Source organism: Acinetobacter sp. ANC 4910 (assembly GCF_004331035.1).
Taxonomy (GTDB): Bacteria; Pseudomonadota; Gammaproteobacteria; order Pseudomonadales; family Moraxellaceae; genus Acinetobacter.
Window position 1 is genome coordinate 107,341 of the sequence record NZ_SJNT01000008.1, and the last position, 25,054, is coordinate 132,394.

Sequence of the window (25,054 nt, forward strand, 5' to 3'; positions counted from 1 at the left end):
AACTGAAAGCATTTTATACTGCACAGTCTGTTTCCGCATTTTAGCATTTATACGAGAGCACATATGGCACGCGTAACCGTTGAAGATTGTTTAGACCATGTAGACAACCGCTTTGAGCTTGTACTAGTGGCAAGCAAACGTGCGCGCCAACTCGCACGTCAAGGTATTGAACCAACTGTAGAATGGGACAACGACAAACCAACAGTTGTTGCTCTTCGTGAAATCGCAATTGGTCACGTTTCAAAAGATATTTTGAAACAACGCGAGCAAGACTACCAAACTTCAAGCCTTGATCTTGCACTTTCTGCAAACAATTTGAATTTAGATGGTTTCTCTTTCCAATAAGAAAGAAAACCACATAAAAGCCTAGTTTTTAACTGGGCTTTTTTATGCTTGGAACTTTAATATTTCTTCAAGAACAGTTATAACATTAACTGAAATTACGCTATTTTTTTTAACTGCCAATTTGCGATTTTTGAATAAAAAATTTGACAAGTTTCGCACTTTGCTTTTTATTAAAAATTGAACCCATTAATCGATTCCTCATGGTATAGGTACAGGTGTTATATGCCAGGCGCAGAAGTCAGCCAAGCCAAACAACAACTCAAAGTGATTGTCGACGCTTATCTTAATGAAAGCGAAGTCGAACGAGTGCTTGCGGCCTGCGATTATGCCGATATTGCGCATGATGGAATTACGCGGAAAAGTGGTGAGCCATATATCCTGCACCCGATTGCGGTCAGTTGTATTTTGGCACATATGCGCTTAGACGCAGAAACCCTGATGGCGGCATTGCTGCATGATGTGATTGAGGACACCGATTTTAGTAAAGAAGATATTAAAGAAAAATTTGGTCTTACTGTGGCAGAATTGGTCGATGGTGTCACTAAACTGAGCCATTCCAGCGATAAAGAATATAACAAAGCCGCTTCATTCCGAAAAATTTTACAAGCTACCCTACAAGATCCACGTGTCATTATTATTAAATTGGCTGACCGCTATCATAATATGACCACGCTAGAATCTTTACGCCCAGATAAACGTGCACGCATTGCTCAAGAAACCTTTGATGTCTTTGTACCAATGGCACGTTTAGTGGGCATGAATGAAATGGCCGATAATCTTGAACATTTGTGCTATCAAAATCTTGATTTAGACATGTTCAATAATGTTCAAGAAGCCTTGCTTAAAACTAAGCCCAAACGCTGTGAATACCAAGCCTTATGGGAAAAAAATCTGACCGCACTGTTACAACAAAACCAAATCAGTGGGCGAATTAAAAAGAAAAACAACAATATTGAGTTACTCCGTCACTTCGTCAAGAACGATATTGATTTACAAGAACTGACCCATAGCCATGCCTTTGAAATTATTCTGCAAAGCATCGCGGATTGTGACAATCTGGCTGAAATTTTAAAAGAACATTTCCAAATTCTATCTTATCAAGATCATATTCGCCGACCATTGCCTGGTGGCAACCAGTCGCTCATGCTGCGCCTGAAAGGTGAAAAAACCACGCTCTCTCTGACTTTGCAAACCGAATTGATGCGTAAGGCTGCGCGTTATGGCGTTGTATTGGGTGAAAATGCCCCTCAAGCCTGCCGTTCCGCAATTCAAGCCTCTATGCAGAACTTAAATGTTTTAATTGATAGCAGTTGTGCAAAAACTACCTTTAACGATTTACTGGATTATTTGCACCAAGAAAAAATTTGGGTATATACCCCACATGGGCAATTGCATGAATTACCACAAGGAGCAACTGCCGTAGATTTTGCCTATTCAGCCAGCCTTTTCTTAGGCAATCATGCGGTTGGTGCGAAAATTAATGGTGAAACCAAGCCTTTATCTACACCACTTGTGAGTGGGCAAGTCATCGAGATTATTACCGATGTACTCGCCACACCAAATCCAGATTGGCTCAGCTTTATCAATACACAAAAAGCCCGTCGTGCCATTCAAAATATCCTACGAGACCAAGATGTAGAAGAGCAGCAATTGGTTGGAGAACAAGCGCTCAACCGTGCCTTAAAACTTTTCCATCGCTCTACAGACGACCTGACTGAAGATGATTGGTTGGATCTTCTACAATGGCGTCATCTAGATTCCAAAAATCGTTTATTCCAACAAATTGCTGTGGGTGACTTGTTACCACAACTGGTTGCCAATCATTTATTTGCTCAAGATCAATCCATTGAAGATCATAACTCCGACCGCCTCATTCAAGGTACAGAGGGTGTGGATGTCAAATATGCACATTGCTGTAATCCAGTGCTAGGCGACCCAATTCAAGGACATCTTTCACGTCGCGGATTAATCGTACATCGTGCCCGTTGCCACAACCTTCTGCATGAGCAACATTTACATCCTGAAAATATCATGCCACTGCAATGGTCTTCCGAAGACCTCGACGATGTCAGCTTTACTGCCTATCTTTGCATTGATATGGAGATGGATGATGAACAGATTTCAGATTTAATCTATCAATGCCGTAAAGCTAAAACAGGGGTAGAAATGGTGCGCAATTACGACCATAAAACCTATGTGAATATTGTGGTCAATAATCGCAAACAAATAGCCCAGATTATTCGTGACTTACGTATGCACTACGGTTTTCCACGCATTACCCGTCTAGCCATACCAATGAATATGACCGAAGCTTCTATAGCAAGTTAATCATTTAAATCGATAGGGCTTCTGTATCTGGATACAATCCTTTAAGATGTATTCAGATATAAAAGGAGAAATCGATGTCCCGCCAAGTTATTCATACTGAAAATGCCCCTGCTGCGATTGGTACTTATTCACAAGCAATTCTCGTTGGTGAAACACTTTATCTTTCAGGGCAAATCGGTTTAGATCCGTACAGTATGGAATTGGTAGAAGGCATTGAAGCGCAAATTCGCCGCGTTTTTGATAACTTAAAAGCCGTGTGTGAAGCCGCAGGTGGCTCTCTGGCTGATATTGCGAAACTCAATATCTTTTTAACTGATTTATCTAATTTCCAACTGGTCAACCAAATTATGGGTGAATATTTTGCCCAACCCTATCCAGCACGTGCTGCGTTAGGTGTGGCAAGCCTACCTAAAGGTGCATTAGTCGAAATGGATGGTATTGTGATTATTCCACAATAATTTATAAAACCAATTCAATCACCACCTTCAATATTTAGCTCTCAATGACATAAAGATTTTGTGCAAAATCCGAGCACAACTCGGATTTCCGCTCAGGTAATATTTTTTTATTCAAATTCCCAATGATAATAATTCTCTTTTTAAATGAATGTTATTGACAAACGATAACAATTATCAATAATATTACTTATCGTATTTAAATTCATCTGGCTCGCAGTCATGTACGTATGTTTGTGTCGTGGTATTACCGATCAAGATATTAAAGATGCCGTTGCTAACGGTGCAGAAAGCTATCGCGAAATCCGTGATTTGCTTGATCTTGGTACATGCTGTGGTCGTTGTGCGCCTGAAGCGCGTGCCATCATCAGTGACGAAATTGCAGAAATTGCTGGACGTATTGCTGTCGCAGCCTAACAATACTTAAAAATGAAATGATCTTGATTGATCATTCCACCTCCCCGCTTTTGACTCTAAGCGGGTTTTATTTTTCTAGTTTAATATCCAATTGTTTTTGATTGCGATTTTCATTTGCCGTTCAATAAAGCTCTCGCCTTTCAGCATTTTCTTGTTTAAGATTTACAGAATAACAGGCTGTTATGGTCTAACTTAGAATTTTAAACCAGCATTGATTGATGGAGTTTATGCTATGAAAGGCAATCGCGATGTGATTAACCAGTTAAATCAGGTGCTCTATCATCATTTAACTGCTATTAACCAATATTTCTTACATTCAAGAATGTTTAATGACTGGGGTATTGAACAACTCGGCTCTGCTGAATATAAAGAATCAATTCGTCAAATGAAGCATGCTGATAAAATTATTGAACGTATTTTATTTTTAGACGGCTTACCAAATTTACAACACCTCGGTAAACTTTATATCGGTCAGCACACCGCTGAAGTTCTAAATTGTGATATTCGCAAAGTGAAAGAAAATATTGAAAGTATCAAAACTGCGGTCACTTTAGCTGAACAAACCTTAGACTATGTAACGCGTGATTTGGTTCAAGAAATTCTAGAAAAAGAAGAAGAATATTGGGATTGGCTCACCACTCAACTAGATTTAGTCGAAAGCGTTGGCATTGAAAACTATATTCAAAGCCAACTCTAATCAATAAAAAAGCCAGCATATTGCTGGCTTTTTTAGATCTTTTATTTTGCTGGTTCTAACAAAGATTCATAGCTTACATCGACATGTTTCAATTGTTTTAATAACCATAATTGGTGACGTGCTCCCTGTTCATCCCCATTAAAGGCAAGGACACGTGCATATTTCAACAGATCGTACTTGGTTGGATAGCATTGCACCATCTCATAGATTTGCTGCAATTCTGCCTTAGTCAAAAGTGTATTCGGGTTCAGTCGAATCCATGCAATTCTGCGACTCAGTTCATCTAAAACATAAATGCGATCATGGTTGGTAATTTTTTCAGGGGTATGTTCATAACGCATCGATTGATTCAGTTTTGGCACGGCCACCATATAATCACGATGAATTAAAACCAAAAGTAAACCACCCACAACAAACATCATTTGTGTATATTTGGGCGCTAAAGTCCAGACTTTCAGTTGATTTTCCTGCGACAGCACCAAACCTACGATAAAACCCAATGGTAATAAGAAGTAAGCATAGTTCTGTGGATACTCTAATAAGGCATGAACCAATACTGCCACAATCATCAGAATACCAATGACCGACTCTGTGGAACTCACTCTGCTAATTAGGCGATATCCGAGATAAATTAAATAACTCAGGAAAGGTATGCCTATCAGTAAGCCATTCCATACCAAGAAATCTAACACAAAATTATGTGAGCTTCGCACCCATTCAGGAATACGATAATATTCACTTACTGCAACCTGAGCGACACTGGTCTGATTCCAGCCATAACCAAACCATGGGCGATCTGAAATGGCATAAAGCATTTGTTGCCAAATACCCAAACGTAAATGGCCAGTACTTGCACGCTCAATCGCTGTTGGCGAGTCCGCAATTGCCAAATGCGCAGCTTGTGCCACCCAATGATCCAAGGCTGGCATAACTAAAATTAGCCCAATAAATAAACCAACCCAAGTCAACATTGCATACCACTTGAGACGCAAATACCCTCTATATTGTTGATAGAAGAAATAAGCGACAAATAGAATACAGACGACCCATGATGTTCTAGACTGGCTTAAGACCAATGCGATCAAGATCATCAATGAGCATAGACTTAAAATCCATGCCTTAAGCTTACTTTTCTCGAATAAATACAGACTCGCCATTAACGAAAGAATAAGGAAAGTGGCCATATTATTTGGCTGAGCAAAATTCGCATAAGGACGATTACTGCGTAAATTTGCAATGCCAGGAATATGATTTTCAATCGTGAGCCACTGACAGATTGCCATCAGGCCTGAGAGCGTACCGACCACCAACAACACATAACTCAAATTCGTAAATACTTGTTCTCGATCTTTTAAGGTTAAAGATAAGTTATAACCCAGCACTATGCTTAACCAGAAAGCAAAAACAAAAAGACCTGAAATCAATGCGATACTAAAGAAAAACTCTAGCCCAAGTACCCATTGCAACAATGGAATAAAGACCATAGCGATGAATGGAAGTGTCAAAACTGGTAGTTTTATTTTTTGCTGAAGAAAAATGGCGGCGAGTGCAAATAAGGATAGAAAAGCAAATAATTCACCCGTATAGGTCACCCACGGGCGATAGTGAACGGGCAAAAGCCAAGCCAGTGCAATCAGCACACTGGCAAGTAAAGAAAGAATAAATTTCATGGGGTGCTACAGTTGCAGAACTGTGCATAGTGTAATTCAAAATGTTGGTTTTTTTTCCATCTGTATTTGCTTTATTCAGTCAACTTTAGTTAATGCTGAATAACACATCATCTAATTAATCGAAAACTATTTTATTACTAACGTTTATTCAGCTTATAATATTTATCTAATGTATCCAAATTAGTTTTTGTAAACACCATATTTCCTGAAGCATCTATTGAACCATCTGCATTGTAAACCAAACTCATGACTTCAGAAGATCCTTGAAAATTAATATTCACTTTTCCAATCGAGCCAGTTAATGCAATTGCACTGAGCGCATATCTTGGCGTTGGTAAAACACTACCACTATATCCAACCTCTTGCAGATCAATCAAAGTGTCGCATAATGTCCCCTGATTAGCTTTTGTAATCATACATATACGGATTGCATTTTTTACGCCTTCAATATCAGCAATATTGGCTTTCCATTTTGTTCGTATTTGATAATTTTGATATGCAGGAACTGCTATTGCTGACAAAATTCCAATTATTGTCACAACTATCATCAATTCTATTAAAGTAAATCCTTTTTGCATTATTACGACTCCGCAATGAATTCCTTCAATCTATATGCAATTATTACACCAAAATAAAAAAACATAAAAAACATGCACTTAAATTTAACTCTAACAATATTATGTCAAAAATTAACAAATACTGTCTTAAATTTAAAAAAAAATGGCGGAATTAATCCGCCATTTTTTAAAAATTTATTTAAATTAACGTTTATTACCTTTCATATACTTATCTAAAGTATCAGTAGCGGTAACTTTTGTACATTCAAAATTACCACCAGCGTTTACTTGACAATCAGCGTCATATACTAAACTCTTAACCTCACTTGTACCTGTAAACGTAAGGTTAACTTTACCATCACCTGCTCCTGGAGCAGTTGGAGCAGTGCCAGTTATAGCAACAACAGCAGCTCCATATGATGGTGTTGGCAGCGCAGTACCAGGGAAATCATATGTTTTTAATTCAGCCAAAGTATCACACTTAGTACCATCTGTTGCTTGATCATTTAAACAAGCTTTAATCGCTGTTTTAACCCCTTCAACATCTGTTACATTTGATGCCCATTTTGTTCTTACAGTGTAATCTTGATAAGCAGGAATCGCAATTGCAGCCAAAATACCAATAATGGCAACTACGATCATTAATTCAATAAGAGTGAAACCCTTTTGAGCGTTCATAACATTCTCCACAAATGTTTTGTTTAGTTTTTTTTAAGCTTTGTAAAGCAAGAAGCGCTTTTGTATGCTTTGTTTATAATGAGCACGGAATGTGCCAAGATTTATTATAGTTAAATCCAACAAAAAAACAGCACCTTAGCCATGTTTTTTTCAAATAATTTTAACTCATTATTATTTAAAATTTGACAAATTAGATACATAGTTGACAATAATTGTCAGTTTCAAGCTGATCATCTATTCTATGCGTGCCCCAGTTCTCATTATCAATCCAGAATAATTGGCTCATTAGGTAATTCATTAATCTGTTCAATTTCCTTTTCAGCATAAAATTTTTGCAATAATTTGCCGATGCTAGAAATCGCTTGTATGACTGCCTCATTATACTGATGTTGACCAAATTGCTGCACCAAGTTCTGACAAATTGAATTCCAAATTTCTTGCTCAGTCGCTTGCTGCAATCCTCGATCAAAGACTAACTCCACCTTTCGCTCGCATAAGTTTAAGTAAAATAATACTCCACTGTTGTGTTCGGTATCCCACACACCCAATTCTGCAAATAACTGCTCTGCGCGTTTTCGTGTATTTTGCCGATAGGCTTGTAAACATGGTAAATGCCCTTCGATTACCACTTGAATCTCACCAATATGCCCCTGTTCTGCATGCTGAACAGCAACTGCGATTTTCTGCAAATCGGCAGGTTGAAAATAGCGTCGCGTATTTGAAAAATAACAACAATGCTTAAGCCAACGCTTAAAGCTAGGTTGAACATGCTCTTGCATATTCGGTGTTGTGACTATTTGAGTTGAATCTGTTTTTGTTACCATGAGCCTGAAGCACCTCCCCCACCAAAACCGCCGCCACCACCTCGATAGCCGCCTCCTCCACCAAAGCCTCCTCCGCCTGAACCCCGCCCAGAGCCTGAAGCCAGTATTTGCAAAATTAATTGTGCCAAAGAGGTAACTAATAATAAGAAAATACCGGCACCCACCAATAGACTGGTCAATACACCTACGCCACTGACCAAGCCCGCAACCACACCTGCCACACCCGCAGTCGCTGCACTGAGGCGTTTACCGATCATCATCGATGCAAAGGTGCCAACAACAATAATAATTAAAGCATAGGTCCAAAATTGTGATCGTGCTTTTTGTTCATGTAATGCCTGAGCTTGTTGCTGTTGTAATTCTTGTGCTGCTTGTTGTGCAATTTCAGGATCTAAATTCAAGATCCGCTCAATTTCATTCAGTCCCGATTGAATGCCTTGTGCATATTCAGCTTGTTTAAAATAAGGGGTGATGTCGTTACGAATGATTCGCCCAGCCACAATATCAGGCAATACCCCTTCTAAACCGTAACCCGTTAAGATTTGAATTTTACGGTCATTAATCGCAATGACCATGAGCAATCCATTATCGCGCTTTGCCGTTCCCAACTGCCATTGTTCAGCGACTCGCATCGCATAGTCAAAAATGGCTTCCTGCCCTGTAGTCGGCACAATCACTACACCAATTTGCGCCTTACCCTGTTCATGCAGTTTTAAAATATGTTGGCTCAAGGCCTGTTTATCTGAATCAGACAAAATATTGGCTTGATCAATCACAGGCGTATTTAGACTTGGCAATTGGCGCATTTGCCCATCAGCCAAATCATTTGCAACTTGTACTGAAGATGCAGCCTCTTGTTCAGGGGCTAAAGATTGAGCGCCTTTTTTCGCTTGCTGAATAACCTTACCAATCACCACAGCATCTTCTGAATTATTGATAGTCGGAGATGTCTCAGCCCAGCAGATTGAACAGAAAATTAAAGACAGCAAAGCACCTAGCAGGAACTGTGTCGCCTGTTGGATGGGGTACTTTAAGCAATACATTCACTTATTCCAGTTAAGTTAAATACTTAATCAAAGGAGACTTTAGGTACAGTTTGTGCACTTTGTTCTGCACTAAAGTTTGGCTTGGTGTGCATGCCAATGACTTTTGCGGTCATCACCTGCGGGAATTGACGGACATAGGCATTGTAATCTTGTACTGTAGTGATATAGCGATTGCGTGCCACAGCAATTCGATTTTCAGTGCCTTCTAGCTGAACTTGTAAATCACGGAATTGTTCATTGGCTTTTAAATCTGGGTAATTTTCAGAAACAGCAATTAACCGCGATAATGCACCCGTCAACTGACCTTGTGCTTCTTGATACTTTTGAAAAAGTGCAGGATCTTCTAGCACTTCTTTATCCACTTTTAAACCCGCCACATTGGCTCTGGCTTGAGTGACTTCTGTAAGGACTTGCTCTTCATGTTTGGCATAACCTTTGACCACATTGACCAAATTCGGCACCAAGTCCGCACGACGTTGATACTGGTTTTGTACTTCTGACCAAGATGCAGTCACGGCTTCATCTTTGACTTGTAACGTGTTATAGCCACAGCCTGTCAACATCAAACTGCCACTCAACAATACAATCAACGCACTATTTTTAATCCACGGCATCGTTCAATCCTCATCTTTTTTTTGGCATGTCATTTCTTATTGAATGCAAATATTGTAGACCAAATTAATTTTCGTTGTGTTTGATTTATTTAATCGCCAATCAGTATAAAAAGACGGAAAAAGCCCTCACGTTGGTCTTTGATTATGATGCAGATATTGCTTCCACCACGAATTCTTGCATCTGATAATCCTCCGCCAAGCGTTGTTTCCAGTAATTCACAATTTGACTGTAGTCATATGCCGCAGGATGAAACTCCTTTTGGTAATAGCTTAAATATTCAGGTGCCAATTGAATCAACATTTTCAGCAATAAATAACTGCCAAAAAGATTCCCTCTCACTTTCAGTACACTTTTTTTACGATCTTGCCAAAACAAACGACTGGCGGAATAAAAAGTTAAGCTGGCAAAACCTGTGGTGACACTCCGCATAATCATGCGACGGATTGCATCATCTCCATAGACATGCTGATAAACATCAAACGCCACAGCTCGATGTTCAATTTCTTCTATGGCATGCCAGACCCATAATTTTTGTGCATCCTCCTCCAAAGTACTGAGCACTTCAGGATGGCGTAAAATATAACCCCCCAATAAAGCGGTAAAATGTTCAAAAGCACAGGTAATCGCTAACTGGATTTTAGGATGTAAGTTTTTGACATGATGATCTTTGCGTGCCAACCAATCTTGAAAACGATCTAAATTATAGTCTTCACGTCGCCACGCCTGATTAAACTCCATGTGTGCTTTGGAATGCATGGCTTCTTGCCCAATAAATGCAGTAATTTGCGCTTGTAACTGCACATCGGTTACCTGATCCCTTACATTACGCACACTATGAACAAAAAATTGCTCCCCAATTGGAAAGGTTGAGGACAGCGCGGTCAGTAAATGCGACATCACGGGTGAGTTGGCAAAATAATGGCGACGAATGGCGTGGGGATTAAACTGCAATTTTCGAACAGTAATTCCATGTGCCTTAGGACGATTTAAGTATGATTTTTCTGTCGTCTGTTTCAGCATGATGACGTCTCAATATAAGCAAAGTACAGATGCTCAGTATCTAAATGTCATGCTCATCACAAAATGGCAAAAATGCTTAGCCGATTAGCCAAAAGATTCAACCCGACCATTGGTCAAAGCATGAGCATAAAAAAACCCACCGAAGTGAGTTTTTATTTGCGTTCAGAATGCTTAAGAATGTAAATCTATCTTATACATCAAGATAGTCTAAAATACCTTCAGCAGCTTGGCGACCTTCCCAGATTGCAGTCACAACCAAGTCAGAACCACGCACCATATCACCACCCGCAAAGATTTTTGGATTCGAAGTTTGGAATTTATATTGTTGCTTTTCAGCAGCAACAACACGACCCGAACCATCTAAACCAATATTGGCACCCGCGAACCAGTCTGCTGGACTTGGACGGAAACCAAATGCTAGCAATACTGCATCTGCTGGTAAAATTTCTTCAGAACCCGGAACAGGTTCAGGGCTACGACGACCACGGCTATCAGGTTGACCCATTTGTGTGGTGACGAATTTAACACCTGTAACTTTGCCATTTTCACCGACAACCTCAATTGGCTGACGATTAAAGAGGAACTTCACCCCTTCTTCATAGGCATTTTTTACTTCACGTGCAGAACCTGGCATATTGCTTTCGTCACGACGATACGCACAGGTCACATCATGCGCCCCTTGGCGTAATGAAGTACGGTTACAGTCCATTGCTGTATCACCGCCACCGAGTACAATAACCTTCTTACCATCAACATTGATGTATTCGCTTGGATCTTTTTCCCAGCCTTGACAACGGTTCACATTGGCAATCAGGAAATCTAAAGCATCGTAAACGCCATCAAGATCTTCACCCGGGAAACCGCCTTTCATATAGGTATAAGTTCCCATGCCCATGAACACTGCATCATAGTCTGCAAGCAATTGTTCAATGGTCACATCGGTGCCAATTTCAGTATTTAAACGGAATTCAACGCCCATCCCCGTGAAAATTTCACGACGACGTTTCATCACGTCTTTTTCCATTTTAAATTCTGGAATACCAAAGGTTAATAAGCCACCAATTTCTGGACGCTTATCAAATACTACGGGCTTAACCCCACTGCGTACCAAAATATCAGCACAACCTAAACCCGCAGGCCCAGCACCAATAATCGCAACTTTTTTGTTGGTCCATTTCACATGAGACATGTCTGGACGCCAGCCCAGTGCGAATGCCGTATCATTAATATACTTTTCTGCATTACCAATGGTTACAGCACCAAAGCCGTCGTTTAAGGTACATGCCCCTTCACATAAACGGTCTTGTGGACAAACGCGACCGCACACTTCTGGCAAAGTATTGGTTTGATGACAAAGTTCTGCTGCTTGGAAAATACGACCTTCAGCAATCAGTTTTAACCAGTTTGGAATGTAGTTATGGACTGGACATTTCCATTCACAATACGGGTTGCCACAACCTAAACAGCGGTGGGTCTGATTAGCAGCCACTTCCGCAGTAAACGGTTTATAAATTTCCACAAACTCTGCTTTGCGGACAGTAATATCTTTTTTCTCTGGATCTTGACGCGCAACATCCAGAAATTGAAAGTCATTATTTAGGCGCTCTGCCATGTCTCTCTCCGTGGGTAGGTGCAGTCATGGTTATTTGCTGCACCTGCCTATATATCTGCAGTAGTGGAATTATTGAGGATCAGCTTTGGTCGTTTTTAAAAGCGTAAGCAAATTAGCAGCTTTTGGTTTTACAAGCCAGAATTTACGGCTGTAAAAATCGAACTCGTTGCGGATCTTATAGGCCCAAGCACTACCCGTTTCAGCAATATGCTCATCGAGAATACGCAGTAAGAACTCTTTATGTTCTTCCATTGATTCAGTTGAGATACGGTTCAACTCAATTAACTCATGGTTGTAGTAGTCAACAAAGTCATTGTCCAAATCCAGTACGTAGGCAAAACCACCTGTCATACCTGCACCGAAGTTGTGACCGACTTTACCCAGTACAGTGACCACACCACCTGTCATATATTCACAGCAATGGTCGCCCGCACCTTCAATTACCGCGAAAGCACCTGAGTTACGCACCGCAAAACGCTCGCCCGCTGTACCTGCTGCAAACACCTTACCGCCAGTTGCACCATATAAACAAGTGTTACCAATAATCGCAGTTTCTTGCGTTTGGAATGGCGAACCTTTTGGTGGAAAGATCGAAACACGACCACCCGCCATACCTTTACCGACATAGTCGTTCGCATCACCTTCAAGTTTGATATGCAAACCACCTGCATTCCATACCCCTAAAGATTGACCCGCTGTACCTTTTAGATTCATCACAACTGGGTGTGATTCCATATCCAAATTGCCATAACGACGTGCAATTTCACCAGAGATACGTGCACCAATTGAACGGTCACAGTTACCGACCGTGAAGCTATACTCACCACCAGTTCCGGCTTCAATTGCTGGCAACATTTCTGCCACCATTTGCTCTGCCAATAAGCCTTTGTCGAAAGGTGCATTGCCTTCAACTTGGCAATATTGCGCCTTACCGTTAGCCGCAGGATGTGATTCAAGCAATGCGCTTAAATCAAGGTGAGCATGTTTTTCAGTCTCACCGGGTAAAACTTCAAGCAAGTCAGTACGGCCAATCAAGTCTTTCAAGCTCGCCACACCTAAGGCAGCCAACCACTCACGTGTTTCTTCTGCAATAAAGTGGAAGAAATTGATCAACATTTCAGGTTCACCAATATAGTGTTCCTGACGAAGATGATCTTGCTGCGTTGCAACACCAGTCGCACAGTTGTTCAAGTGGCAGATACGGAGGTATTTACAACCTAAAGCGATCATTGGCGTAGAACCAAAACCAAAGCTTTCTGCACCTAAAATTGCGGCTTTAACCACGTCTAGACCTGTTTTTAAACCCCCATCAGTCTGCACGCGCACTTTGCCACGCAAGTCATTCACACGAAGTGCTTGATGTGCCTCACTTAAACCGAGTTCCCATGGTGAACCCGCATGGTGAATCGATGAAAGTGGCGAAGCGGCTGTACCACCGTCATAACCTGAAATGGTAATGAAATCGGCGTAGGCTTTCGCAACACCTGCGGCAATTGTCCCTACGCCTGGCTCAGACACCAGTTTCACAGAAACCATGGCTTTTGGATTGACCTGTTTCAAGTCAAAGATCAATTGCGACAAGTCTTCAATCGAATAAATATCATGGTGCGGCGGTGGTGAAATCAAGGTCACACCCGGTACTGAATAACGTAAACGTGCAATTAAGCCATTCACTTTACCACCTGGCAACTGACCACCTTCACCTGGTTTTGCACCCTGCGCGACTTTGATCTGCAACACTTCAGCAGAGGTTAAGTAGGCTGGTGTTACACCAAAACGACCTGATGCAATTTGTTTGATTTTTGAGTTACGAATTGTGCCGTAACGTGCAGGATCTTCACCACCTTCACCAGAGTTCGAACGACCACCAATGGTGTTCATGGCAATTGCAATTGCTTCATGCGCTTCAGGAGACAATGCACCCAAAGACATACCCGCAGAGTCAAAACGTGGCAAGATTGCCTCAACTGACTCAACTTGCTCTAAAGCAATCGAGTTATCTGTTTTTAACTTGAATAAATCACGAATGGTTGCAATTGGACGATGATTCACCAACTCAGCATATTCTTTAAAGTCAGCATAATTGCCTGAACGTACTGCTTTATGCAACGCATTAATCACATCAGGGTTAAATGCATGGTATTCCTTGTCGAATACAAATTTCAGCAAACCACCTTGCTCAATTGGCTTACGTGCTTTCCACGCAGTATCGGCCAATTTTTTCAAGTCATTTTCAAGGTCAACAAATGTCGCACCTTTAATACGGCTTGGTACACCTGTAAAGCATTTACTCACAACTTCTTCAGATAAACCTACCGCTTCAAATAACTGACCACCGCGATAAGATGCTACTGTTGAAATCCCCATTTTTGATAGGACTTTAAGTAAACCTTTATCGATACCTTTACGGAAATTCGCTTGTGCATGAATTGGATCACCCAATAATTCACCTTTTGCAATCAAGTCATTGATTACATCGTAAGCTAAATATGGGTAAATCGCTGTTGCACCAAAACCTAAGATCACTGCAAACTGATGTGCATCACGCGCAAGTGCTGTCTCTACAACAATATTTGCATCTGTACGTAAACCAGCATTGATCAAGAAATGATGAATTGCGCCTGTAACCATTGCAGCATTCGCAGGTAAAAAGCCTTCACGGATTTTACGATCTGAAATAATTAATAAAGTTTTTCCATCACGAATCGCCTGTGCGGATTCTTCACAGATTCGGCTTATTGCAGACTCTAAGCCTTCCTCTTCAGGATAGTTCAGATCAATATCTGCAATTTCATATCCTTTACGTCCTAATGTACGAATCTGGTGCATTTTCGAATTCGACAATACAGGACTTGAGACGATTAAACGATCTGCATGTTCTGGACCTTGTTCAAATACATTTTGCTCACGACCAAAACACGTTTCCAATGACATCACAATCGATTCACGTAATGGATCAATCGGTGGATTGGTGACTTGTGCAAATTGCTGACGGAAATAATCAGTCACATGACGAACTTGACGGGACAACACCGCCATAGGTGTGTCATCACCCATTGAGCCGACTGCTTCCTGACCACTTTCAGCGATTGGGCGAAGTAGTTGATCACGCTCTTCAAAGGTGACCATAAACATCTTTTGAGCTGCTTTGAGGTCATCACCTTTCAGGCCTTGATCACACAAATATTCTTCAAGTTCTGGGCTGCCTTGTAGGCGAATTGAATTTTCACGCAACCACTCACGATATGGGCGCATTTTTTTCAAATGGTTGCTGACATCTTTAGTATCTAGCAATTTACCTGTAAAGGTATCTACCACAAGAATTTGACCAGGACCGACACGACCTTTTGAAATTACATCTTCAGGTTGATAATCCCAAACACCAATTTCAGAGGCTAAGGTAATATAGCCATTTTTAGTGATCACCCAACGTGCTGGACGTAAACCATTACGGTCCAGCATACAGATCGCATGACGACCATCCTGAATCACGAGACCTGCAGGTCCATCCCATGCTTCCATGTGCTTCGAGTTAAACTCATAGAATGCACGTAAGTCTGCATCTAAAGTTTCAACATTCTGCCAAGCTGGTGGAACCAACATCCGTAGCGCACGGAACAGGTCCATGCCACCGCCAACGAGAATCTCAAGCATATTGTCTAAGCTTGAAGAGTCTGAACCTGTACGGTTCACAATCGGCTTAAGCTCAGTTAAACCTGGTAATAACGGATTTTCAAACTTTGGAGTACGCGCCATTGCCCAGTTACGGTTTGCCGTAATGGTATTAATCTCACCATTGTGTGCAAGATAACGGAATGGTTGTGCCAAAGGCCAACGCGGTAAAGTATTGGTCGAGAAACGCTGGTGGAACACCACGATATGTGAAGCTAAACGCTCATCAGCAAGGTCTGTATAGAAGTCTGCAATTGCAGCAGGCATCATTAAGCCTTTATAGCTGATGACTGTTGAACACAATGTTGTGACGTAGAATGATGGATCATTACTAAGTTGCTGCTCTGCACGACGGCGTGCCAAGAATAACTTACGGTTAAATTCAACCTCAGTTACTCCCATAGGGCAGTTCACAATAACTTGTTCAAAGGCTGGTAAAGATTGCATCGCAATTTCACCCAGTACCGCATTATTGGTTGGCACTACACGCCAAGCCAGAACACGTAAACCTTCTTCTTCAATTTCTTTACTTAGAATTTGTTTTGAATGTGCAGCGATTGCTGGATCCAAGTTAAGAAAAATCGTACCCACTGCAAAAATTTCACTGAGGGTAGTATCGCTCAGTTTTTTCGCTTCTTCACGGAAGAACTGTTTCGGCATCGCCAACAATAAACCACACCCATCTCCGGTCTTACCATCGGCGGCAATACCACCACGGTGGGTCATACAGCTCAAGCTATGAATAGCGGTCTTGACCAGATCATGACTTTCGTTCCCTTGCATATGTGCAATAAGGCCGAAACCACAGTTATCTTTAAACTCATCCGGTTGGTATAAACCTTGAGCGGGAGCTACAGTATTAGGCGATGGCATGTGCATAGCGTACCCTTCTTTCTACTTGGCCCTGAATCGGGCGCTGACTATCTAACTTCTTTGCGACTTAGTCTAACTTTCTCACACTAAGATCAATTTAATGCAATGATCTTGCACTCTCATGTCAAAGATAGACTGAATTTATCTTTTGTACATGACCGAAATGCAAGAAACTATTGCGACTTTTGCGCACTCTTTTAAAGCAAGCAATCTTGATGTTTTCGCACACTCTTTGAATCTTTTCGCGCCAAAATAGTGACATCAACTCAAATCATGCACCATTTAAGCAAAAAATATGCCAACTTAGTGTTATTAGATCAAATTCTTTTAAATACAGAAATATCAAGTGTTCGACCTAAATTAGAGCATTTGAAGACTGATCTTAATTGCACCATTTTTGAGCATTTAATCATTGGTATAGCACAATGTGCTCTATTTTAGAACGATTAATTAAATGGATCTGCAATTTCTTGGCGCACAGGCGAATTTGAATTGGCAGGTGTAGGCGTTGATTTTGTGCCAGTCTCAGCATGTGATTGAGATTTTTGCACATCAATCACATTGCCTTCAGCATCTCTACGGATTACTGTCGTGTTAGTAGATGTATTGCTCGTATCTGAGCCATTCTCTGTTGTATCCACAGTTTTCGGTTTGTTTAAATTCAACATAGCTGCGTCTGATTTTGGCAAAGCCGCAGGATTTAATTTAACTTCATACACTGGTATGGAACCCTGCAACTCCTCCATCCCCATATCATTCACTTGCGCCTGATAATCCTCCAAAGCTCTCACTGTCGGATGGACAGATGCTGGTAATTTTAAATCAAGCTGCTCTCGCGCTTGGTTTGCTTCTCTCTCATTCGAATATAAGCCATAAAATAAAACATATCGCTCTTGTTGTTGATCTCCAGCCAAACGGAGATAAAAATAATTTTGTCGATTGCTCTGTTTATTCAAGAAGCTTTTAATAATGTCTTCTTCAGTGACACTAAAGAGTTCTAGCGATGACTTATTTTTCTGCTCCTCAATAAACTTACTTCCTCGGAATTCATTCGTATGATTTCCCGTCGCAACAACTCTAGTGGTCAACGTAATAGGACGAACTTCTTCTTGTAAAGTGCCTAAATTGGTTGTCGCCGTGACACGTGCGGGTTGAATTTGTAGCTCTGCATCAGACTCCACCGTTTTATTCACTTCGACCAGCTCTTCACGACTGTCCGATCCTGCCCAAAATATCAATGCTACGAAAAGACACAGCACTCCACCCACAAGCCAAATATAACGCTGTGTATTTTGCCAATATTTGTGGAGTGCTGTCATGATTTCACCTTTATATTGTTTGATTGGCAATAATCGCCTGCTGCATCAGTTCAACATCAAACTCTTTCGTAATGATTGCTTGCCCCAACTGTTTTAGCAACACCAATCTCAGTTGGCCATTTAATACTTTCTTATCATGCGCCATATAGCCCAAGAAATCTTGCAATGGAATCGCGGGACATACTATCGGCAAACCAGCGCGCTGTATGATTTTTTTTGTACGTTCCAAGTCTGCTACCGAAATCCACCCCATGCGTTGTGATAAATCTGCAGCCATGACCATTCCTGTCGCAACAGCTTCTCCATGTAACCATACACCATAGCCCAAATAAGACTCTATTGCATGACCAAAAGTGTGGCCTAAATTTAACAAGGCCCGCTCACCTTGCTCTTTTTCATCATTTGCCACAATTCGTGCTTTATGTGCACATGAACGATAGACCGCTTCAGCCAGCAAATCAGGATCTCTTGCGACCAAGCCATCCATATTCGCTTCTAACCATAGCAAAAAGCTTTCATCGCCCAATAAGGCATACTTGATGACTTCAGCCAAACCTGCAGAGAGTTCACGATCAGGCAGACTTTTTAATTGTGCCATATCTGCCATTACCACTTGTGGTTGCTGGAAGGCCCCAATCATGTTTTTACCCAAAGGGTGATTGATCCCTGTCTTGCCGCCAACACTAGAATCTACTTGAGACAAAAGCGTGGTTGGTACTTGAATAAAATACACACCACGCTGAAAACACGCCGATGCAAAACCAGCCATGTCGCCAATCACACCACCACCCAATGCCAATACCGTACAATCGCGGTTAAAGCCAGCTTCAAGCAAAGCATCAAAAATCAGATTCAAGTGCTGAATATCTTTATATTTTTCACCATCAGGCAAAACACAGGTAGCAACCTTTTTACCCAATGCTTCAACAGCTTTTACATAATGTTCTAAATACAAAGGCTGAATGGTGGTATTGGTCACAATCATGACTTGCTGCCCGAAAATATACGGCGCCAGTAAATCTTGAGGATTTAAATCACTGCCAATGAAGATAGGGTAACGGCGCTCACCGAGTTCTACATGTAAAGTTTGCATGGGTTCAACTACTTTCGTATTCAATCAATAGGTTGTGTGGTAATCATCGTTAAGATTTTATGCGCAAGATCTCGTGCAGCACCTTGATTGGTCTCAATAATATAATGAGCCACATCCCGATATAAAGGATCCCGAATCGCAAGTAAATCACGTAATTTTTGCTCAGGGTTCTCAACCTGTAGGAGAGGACGATTTTTATCGCGATAAGTACGCTGAAGCTGAATTTCAACAGGAGTATAGAGATAAACAACGATACCACGTTGCTTTAAAAAATCACGATTGGGGGCTTGAGTTACTGCACCACCACCAGTCGCCAAGACCAAATCTGGTCGGGCAGTCAACTCATCAATCACTGTAGTTTCACGGGTACGAAATCCCGTCTCACCTTCTTTTTCAAAAATCCACGGAATTGTCGCACCAGTTTTTCGTTCAATTTCATGATCACTGTCTAGAAATTCACGACCCAACAATTCTGCCAAATGCCGTCCGACTGTTGTTTTTCCTGCCCCCATTGGCCCTACCAAATAGATATTTGGTAGGGAACTAAACTCTTTGCTTGGCAAGGAGTCACCTATTAATTTTGTTTAAATTGAAAATATATTAATGATTTCTTGAAACACTGTCATTAACAATTCGTGGCGTCACAAAAATCAACAGCTCTTGCTTATCATCCGACTTGGTATCCTTCCTGAATAATGCACCAATATAAGGAATATCTCCCAAGAAAGGCACCTTAGTTTGTGAGTTACTGGTGGTCTGCTCAAATACACCACCTAAAATCACCGTTTCGCCATTATTAACTAAGACATTGGTCGTAATCGTATTCTTGTTCAAAATCAACTCGCCATTTGGTGCTTCACCTGCTATCGAATCTTTAGCGATATCGAGTTGCATTTGCACTTTACCATCTGGAGTAATACTTGGTGTCACTTCCAAACTGAGTAAAGCTTCCTTAAATGAGGTGGTTGCTGTTGAGCCTGAAGCAGAGTTGGTTGTAGTTTGATAAGGTACTTCCTGACCGGTCGCCACCTTAGCTTTTTGCTTATCTCCTGTCAGTACTTTTGGTGTTGAAATGACTTCACCATAGCCATCAGCTTGCAAAGCTGAAAGCTCTAGATCCAACATAAAATCAGACAAGCTAATCAAGCTAAAGGCAATTTGCCCCGCAGGATTGGCCACACCCAAATCGACATTTAGGTTATCAGGACGCTGAATGGTGTATTTTCCATCAGCATCAGGAGTTTTTAAATCCCATAAAGTTTGATCACTCCCCCCAACCAAGAGGTCGTTATTGCTATTAATCCCTTGTGAAAGAATTCCCCACTTCACCCCCATTTCCTTGGTAAACGAAGTGGATGCTCGAACAATTCGCGCCTCTACCATCACTTGCTGCACTTGTACATCAAGCAAATCAACCATTTTTCTAATTTTATCTATGTTTTGTGCCGTATCATTTACGATTAACGTATTCGTACGATCATCTGAAACAATACTTCCTCTCGCGCTTAATAAACTTTCCAAAGCTAAAGAGTCTTGATTATTACTCCCTGTATTTTTACCAGCATCCTTTCTAGAATCTGTTACAAGTTTAAAAACATCAGCAGCTTTTGCATAACTTAAACGTAAATATTCAGTTTGAATTGGTGCCAACTTAATACTCTGTGCAATCGCCTTGGCTTCTTCATCTTCCGCCTTAATCAACTCCGTAACAGGTGCAATCCAAATCACATTGCCATTACGACGCTTGTCTAAATTTTTTGTTTTTAAAATAATATCAAGCGCTTGATCCCATGGCACATCTTTTAGGCGCAAGGTAATATTGCCTTGTACCGTATCGGCGGCCACCATGTTAATGCCAGTAAAATCTGCCAATAATTGTAATACGCGGCGTACTTCAATATCTTGGAAATCCAGTGAAATTTTCTTGCCCGTATAGCTATTTGCCGCACGTGGCTTCATTGGATTCTTATCCACAGGACGCTTTAAACTGATCGTTAACTTATTCTCAGCTTGATAAGCCATGTATTCGTAGCTGCCCGAAGACTGAATAGTAATCACACCACTATTGCCATCATTATAGGCATCGACGGTCGCCACAGGTGTTGCAAAATCATTGACATTTAGACGGCGAGTCAAATGTGCTGGGATTTTACTACCCAACATCCGCACCACAATTTTACTACCTTGTTGCTGCACATCTGCTGGTGTATTGCTACCGAGCAAATCAATAACAACCTGACCTTCGCCCTCTGAACCGCGTTGAAAACCAATGTTAGAAACACCTTGCGATGAGGCTTTAACTGATGTTGCCACAGGGGTCGCAAAACTATTATCTGTTGCATTTATTTTCAGAATAAAGGTATTGCCCTCAACTCGGGTAGTAAAAGCACCTGCATCCGCAAGATTAACAGTTAGTCGAGAACGCTGTGCATCTGAAGACACGTCAACTGAACTGGCCTCTTTTGTCGCAACCTGAATATTATTTTGCTTTAATGTTTGTTGTGCTTTATCAAAATCTAAAATCAGTCTTGATGGTTTTTCAAGTTGGTAAGCTTGAGGCTGTGGCGGTATTCCGTTAAACATCACACGAATTTCAGTCCCTTGCTCAGGAACTTGCATAGGTACGACATTCGTGATGCTCACTTGTGCACTGGCAGCTTGCATGACAGCCATAGCAACCGCACCCATAGAAAATTGACGGAAAATATGATTCATTGTATTACCATCCCCAAATATAAAATCTTGAATACTGTTTTTCATTTTTATTCCTTTAAATTAAGGCGCGGGTCCAATTAAGACGAGGCTACGCGGACGCTCTACATACCCCTCTCGACCATCGGGAATAATTTCCACAAGATCAATCTGTGTAGGCGTAATTTTCACAATTCGCCCTTGATTCACCCCCATGTAATTTCCGACTTGCACACGCTCAATTTCACCATCAGGCGTCTGGATTAGCCCCAAAATTTGTCCAGACTGATTACGCATACTTCCCTTCATATTCAAGGATTCTAAAGCATAACTTTCTAATGGCTGCGACTGACGTGAGAAATTCGGATACACTCGCTTACCCGACATAATTTTTAATTCTGCTGCCAAGGAACTCGGCATAAACGGACTTTTCAATTGATGTGCTGCATAATTGAATGTAGGTACAGGTGGAAAAACAGGTGCTGGCTCAATCGGCAAAGGTTGCTGATTACGAATATTCACCATTTCCATGTTCACCGCATCAATACGTGAATCACACCCCACCAAAACCAATCCAAACATCAAAGCAAATGCTATTTTTTCAAATTTCATTTCTTCGCTCCTTCTGGAGTAACTTGAGCAGGTGGAGTTGTGGTTTTTGCATCAACTGCCGCAGCTTGATTCTCTGTATTACCTATATAGCGATAGGTACGTGCCTTCGCAACATAAGTCACTTGCGGAATTTCAGATTTTTTATCTGTACTAATTGAAGAACTGATATCAAAATCATGTAAGGTCACAATTCGAGGTAATGCTGCAATGCCACTCGCAAAAGAACCAAAGGCATGATAATCGCCTGTCGCCTCAATACTAATTGGCTGCTCAACAAAAAATTCTTGTTTAACTTCAGGCTCTAAACGAATATTTTTAAACTTCAGTCCAGAGTTAACACCTGTCACGTTAATATCTTCAACCAGACCAGGAATTTCAGTTTCCTTCGGCAATTGCTCTAGTTGTTGATTAAAGTTCGCTTCCATCTCCTGCAACTGAGCTTGATATTGTTGCAAATTACGTAACTTTGAATCTTTCTCTCTAAATTCATTCAGCAAATTTTGCTCTTGTGCATGTGCACCAGAAATCGCATCTAACTGCGGCTTGATCACAACAAAATAACCAACAGCACAAATTAAAAAGACAATAAAAATCCAACAGGTAATTTTGACTGATAATGGCCAACTGCCATAATTATTAGGATCCAACGTGTTAAATTGTTGAAAAAATTTATCCACTGTCATTTTTTTCTTAGGTTTAACAACAGCCTCTTGATTTAGATCATCAAACTCATCACGACTCATTTTGCTGCCCCCGCTGTTGAACTAGCTGCTGCATTTGCATCATTTGCCGCCACTGCCATAGAACCTGCAGCCTCATTCGCTGCATTCGTCGGCATAGCGATCTCATCCAGATCCGCAGTCACCACAAAGCTGCCATAACTATCCTCAACACGAGGAACAATAGAGCTAGGTGCTTTATTTTTATTATCTTCCACAGCCAAGAAGGAGTTCATAAAGGCATTACGATACCAAGGCGAAGCCTCTAAATTACGTAAAAATTCAGCCACCGCATTTGGACTTTCGGCCTTACCTTCGATGGTAAATTTATCGCCAACACGAGTGAACTTGGTGATATATAAATTCGAAGGAACTACACGCGCCATTTCATCAATTAAACGCACAGCAATTGGACGTTGACTTTGCAGACCTTGAATCAACTTCATCCGTTCTACAATCGCATTACGCTGTTCTTGCAAACCTTCTAAAGATTTTAGCTGTACATCTAGGTTTTGATTGGTACTGATAATGAGCTGATTCGCTTGTTCTTGATCTTCAAGCTTATAGTTGTAATAGAACCATGCCCCTACAACCAATAACACCCCAATTAAAGCTGCCCCAATACAAATCACAATAAATTCTTTTTTTCGTTTCTCTCTCAGCTCATCACGCCAAGGGAGCAGGTTAATTTTTGCCATTAATCAAAACTCCTCAATGCTAGACCACACGCCACCAAGAGAGAGGAAGCATCATTTTCAATTTTTTTAATATCAATTTTTGGCGAGAAGCCCATTTGTAAAAATGGATTCGCAATCGTGACACGATATCCCAGTTTTTGTTGCAATAACTTGGCCAAACCGGGAATATTGGCATTTCCGCCCGCCAATAAAATATGATCAATTTCATTAAACTGCGAAGATGAAAAGAAGAACTGCAAAGAACGTGCAGCCTGTTGCACCACAGCCTCAAGAAACGGCTCCAAAACTTCCACGTCATAATCGTCGGGCAAAGTACGGCTTTTCTTCGCACGTCCCGCTTCTTCAAATGACAGTCCATAACGATTCTGGATTTCTTGGGTCAGTTGCTTTCCACCAAAAACCTGTTCACGGGTATAGATAATTTTGTCATTTTGCATGACCGATAACGTGGTCATGGTATGCCCAATATCTAAAATACCGACTGTATTCACTCCCATCGGCATAGTATCAGAGAATACTTTATAGACATTTTCCATTGCGAAGCTTTCTACATCCGCAATTTTAGGCGTAATTCCAGCCAGCTCCAGTACTTCTGAACGCGCTTCCACGTTTTCGAGACGTGTTGCCACCAAAAGCACATTGACCCGATTGGGATTAGCTAAACGATCAGACAAAACTTCAAAATCAAGGCTGACTTCATCTAAAGGGAACGGAATATATTGTTCAGCATCCATACGGATCTGAACTTCACGTTCATCATCCGTCATATCCGCATCCATCTCGATAATTTTACTAATCACCATAGACGTTGGAATGGCAATTGCTGCTGCATGCGATTGAACATTTGCTAAATTTAAAGCACGCTCCAAAGCCTCCCCAATAGCTTCAGGATTCAAAATGTTCTTTTCAACAACGCTGCCTTCTGGTAATGGGACCAAAGCATAGCTTTCTACCCAATAGCGACCGTTTTTTACAGACAGCTCTAACAACTTAACAGAAGTGGAACTAATATCTACCCCTATTAACCCCTTATTTGGCTTACGATATAACCTGAGCACAATACTATTCCTATTATTTTTTTATCCCCAATAGAAGTAACTAACCAATTGGCTG

22 protein-coding genes are annotated in these 25,054 nt (G+C 41.1%); 5 read left to right on the plus strand and 17 right to left on the minus strand.

The genetic code is table 11. The features are described 5' to 3' along the window. The first annotated feature begins 63 nt into the window (after positions 1–63). From rpoZ to bfr, 5 genes are all read left to right on the plus strand, one after another. Positions 64–345 (plus strand): DNA-directed RNA polymerase subunit omega, encoded by a 282-nt coding sequence (rpoZ, locus tag E0H82_RS10575; RefSeq protein WP_004978050.1) that lies wholly within the window; start codon positions 64–66, stop codon positions 343–345. A gap of 222 nt (positions 346–567) precedes the next feature. Next, a complete protein-coding gene (locus E0H82_RS10580) occupies positions 568–2,673 on the plus strand; it encodes a RelA/SpoT family protein (protein WP_131264604.1) in 2,106 nt (701 codons plus the stop codon). Positions 2,674–2,747: 74 nt separating this feature from the next. Continuing rightward, on the plus strand, positions 2,748–3,131 hold the full coding sequence (locus tag E0H82_RS10585; protein ID WP_044739681.1) for a RidA family protein: 384 nt from the start codon (positions 2,748–2,750) through the stop codon (positions 3,129–3,131). 219 nt (positions 3,132–3,350) lie between these two features. Then, the gene (locus E0H82_RS10590; protein WP_016168690.1) at positions 3,351–3,545 is read left to right on the plus strand and encodes a bacterioferritin-associated ferredoxin; all 195 of its coding nucleotides are present in this window, start codon (positions 3,351–3,353) and stop codon (positions 3,543–3,545) included. A gap of 232 nt (positions 3,546–3,777) precedes the next feature. Beyond that, complete coding sequence (bfr, locus tag E0H82_RS10595) at positions 3,778–4,242, plus strand: heteropolymeric bacterioferritin subunit Bfr (RefSeq protein WP_131264606.1); 465 nt, start codon at positions 3,778–3,780, stop codon at positions 4,240–4,242. Positions 4,243–4,283: 41 nt separating this feature from the next. Here the strand turns inward: bfr and E0H82_RS10600 are convergent, their stop codons facing one another. From E0H82_RS10600 to E0H82_RS10680, 17 genes are all read right to left on the minus strand, one after another. Next, positions 4,284–5,912 carry a PglL family O-oligosaccharyltransferase gene (locus E0H82_RS10600; protein ID WP_131264608.1) on the minus strand — a complete coding sequence of 543 codons (1,629 nt, stop codon included), beginning with the start codon at positions 5,910–5,912 and terminating at the stop codon, positions 4,284–4,286. Positions 5,913–6,049: 137 nt separating this feature from the next. Continuing rightward, positions 6,050–6,490 carry a pilin gene (locus E0H82_RS10605; RefSeq protein WP_131264610.1) on the minus strand — a complete coding sequence of 147 codons (441 nt, stop codon included), beginning with the start codon at positions 6,488–6,490 and terminating at the stop codon, positions 6,050–6,052. A gap of 183 nt (positions 6,491–6,673) precedes the next feature. Beyond that, positions 6,674–7,147 carry a pilin gene (locus E0H82_RS10610; RefSeq protein WP_131264612.1) on the minus strand — a complete coding sequence of 158 codons (474 nt, stop codon included), beginning with the start codon at positions 7,145–7,147 and terminating at the stop codon, positions 6,674–6,676. Positions 7,148–7,410: 263 nt separating this feature from the next. Continuing rightward, entirely contained in the window at positions 7,411–7,971 is a 561-nt protein-coding gene (locus E0H82_RS10615) for a TPM domain-containing protein (protein ID WP_131264614.1), read from the minus strand. Continuing rightward, entirely contained in the window at positions 7,965–9,014 is a 1,050-nt protein-coding gene (locus E0H82_RS10620; RefSeq protein ID WP_131264616.1) for a TPM domain-containing protein, read from the minus strand. Before E0H82_RS10620 ends, E0H82_RS10615 begins: the two co-directional genes overlap by 7 nt. A gap of 26 nt (positions 9,015–9,040) precedes the next feature. Then, the gene (locus E0H82_RS10625) at positions 9,041–9,631 is read right to left on the minus strand and encodes a LemA family protein (protein WP_131264618.1); all 591 of its coding nucleotides are present in this window, start codon (positions 9,629–9,631) and stop codon (positions 9,041–9,043) included. A 142-nt stretch (positions 9,632–9,773) separates the two neighbouring features. Beyond that, complete coding sequence (locus tag E0H82_RS10630) at positions 9,774–10,652, minus strand: metal-dependent hydrolase (protein WP_131264620.1); 879 nt, start codon at positions 10,650–10,652, stop codon at positions 9,774–9,776. A 190-nt stretch (positions 10,653–10,842) separates the two neighbouring features. Continuing rightward, positions 10,843–12,264: an FAD-dependent oxidoreductase gene (locus E0H82_RS10635; protein WP_131264622.1), complete on the minus strand. Its 1,422-nt coding sequence runs from the start codon at positions 12,262–12,264 to the stop codon at positions 10,843–10,845. 69 nt (positions 12,265–12,333) lie between these two features. Beyond that, entirely contained in the window at positions 12,334–16,809 is a 4,476-nt protein-coding gene (gltB, locus tag E0H82_RS10640) for a glutamate synthase large subunit (protein ID WP_131264732.1), read from the minus strand. Between the two features lie 446 nt (positions 16,810–17,255). After that, on the minus strand, positions 17,256–18,128 hold the full coding sequence (locus E0H82_RS10645) for a hypothetical protein (RefSeq protein WP_131264624.1): 873 nt from the start codon (positions 18,126–18,128) through the stop codon (positions 17,256–17,258). 10 nt (positions 18,129–18,138) lie between these two features. Further along, positions 18,139–19,221: a 3-dehydroquinate synthase gene (aroB, locus tag E0H82_RS10650; RefSeq protein ID WP_131264626.1), complete on the minus strand. Its 1,083-nt coding sequence runs from the start codon at positions 19,219–19,221 to the stop codon at positions 18,139–18,141. Between the two features lie 20 nt (positions 19,222–19,241). After that, on the minus strand, positions 19,242–19,784 hold the full coding sequence (gene aroK, locus E0H82_RS10655) for a shikimate kinase AroK (protein ID WP_116760968.1): 543 nt from the start codon (positions 19,782–19,784) through the stop codon (positions 19,242–19,244). Positions 19,785–19,821: 37 nt separating this feature from the next. Further along, positions 19,822–21,936, minus strand: coding sequence for a type IV pilus secretin PilQ family protein (gene pilQ / locus E0H82_RS10660; RefSeq protein ID WP_165492944.1), 2,115 nt, complete (start codon positions 21,934–21,936; stop codon positions 19,822–19,824). A gap of 60 nt (positions 21,937–21,996) precedes the next feature. Then, complete coding sequence (locus E0H82_RS10665) at positions 21,997–22,524, minus strand: pilus assembly protein PilP (RefSeq protein ID WP_131264630.1); 528 nt, start codon at positions 22,522–22,524, stop codon at positions 21,997–21,999. After that, on the minus strand, positions 22,521–23,267 hold the full coding sequence (locus E0H82_RS10670; protein ID WP_131264632.1) for a type 4a pilus biogenesis protein PilO: 747 nt from the start codon (positions 23,265–23,267) through the stop codon (positions 22,521–22,523). The genes E0H82_RS10665 and E0H82_RS10670 overlap by 4 nt, the downstream gene beginning before the upstream one ends. Then, positions 23,264–23,941 carry a PilN domain-containing protein gene (locus E0H82_RS10675; RefSeq protein ID WP_131264634.1) on the minus strand — a complete coding sequence of 226 codons (678 nt, stop codon included), beginning with the start codon at positions 23,939–23,941 and terminating at the stop codon, positions 23,264–23,266. The genes E0H82_RS10670 and E0H82_RS10675 overlap by 4 nt, the downstream gene beginning before the upstream one ends. Next, positions 23,941–24,999, minus strand: coding sequence for a pilus assembly protein PilM (locus E0H82_RS10680; RefSeq protein WP_116760958.1), 1,059 nt, complete (start codon positions 24,997–24,999; stop codon positions 23,941–23,943). Before E0H82_RS10680 ends, E0H82_RS10675 begins: the two co-directional genes overlap by 1 nt. Positions 25,000–25,054: the final 55 nt, after the last annotated feature.